The sequence below is a fragment of the Corallococcus praedator genome (assembly GCF_003612125.1).
In the GTDB taxonomy this organism is placed as follows: Bacteria; Myxococcota; Myxococcia; order Myxococcales; family Myxococcaceae; genus Corallococcus; species Corallococcus praedator.
Genome location: NZ_RAWI01000846.1, coordinates 1 through 579, shown reverse-complemented (window position 1 = coordinate 579; position 579 = coordinate 1). Strand labels below are relative to the sequence as shown.

At 70.8% G+C, this 579-nt stretch carries 1 protein-coding gene; it reads right to left on the bottom strand.

The features are described from left to right. Positions 1-502 (bottom strand): lytic transglycosylase domain-containing protein (locus tag D7Y13_RS42090; RefSeq protein ID WP_147452674.1); only part of this gene is annotated, 502 nt, incomplete at its 3' end. Positions 503-579 lie beyond the last annotated feature (77 nt).

Below are 579 nucleotides of genomic sequence, written 5' to 3'. Positions count from 1 at the left end.
TCTCTGCGTAGGGCGGCACGCCGCCATGCTCGGCGACAGCCTCGGGCCCGGCGTTGTAGGCGGCCAAGGCCAAGGCCGGTGAGCCGAAGCGGGACAGCTGGGTCAGCAGGTAACGAGCTGAGCCGTCGAGGTTCTGCTGCCAGTCCTGCGGGTCCACGCGCAGGAGCGCAGCGGTGCCCGGCATGAGCTGGCCCAACCCGATCGCGCCCATGGGGCTCACCGCGCGCGGATCGTAGCCACTCTCGACCTCGATGTTGGCTTGGTAGAGCAGGAGCCACTCGGACGCGGTGAGCCCCGTTTGCCTCAGGGCGGCGTGGCCCGCGTAGCGCATCGCGGTCGCCTCGATCGCGGCCATGATTTCGGGCGCGGGCGGCCGGGCTCGAGCAGACGCCGGAATGGCGCCGCTGGCCTCGATCACCTCCTCAGCCGCGGCCTCTGCCCTCGGTCGAAAGAGCACGACACCTGGGTCTGCGGGCACCACCAGGGTCCCATCGGCGCGCATGACCAGCACGAGACGATCCGCAGCGGCGGGCGCCGCCAGCGCAAGGAGGAGAGTGGCAGCTTTAAGTGTCCAGCGCC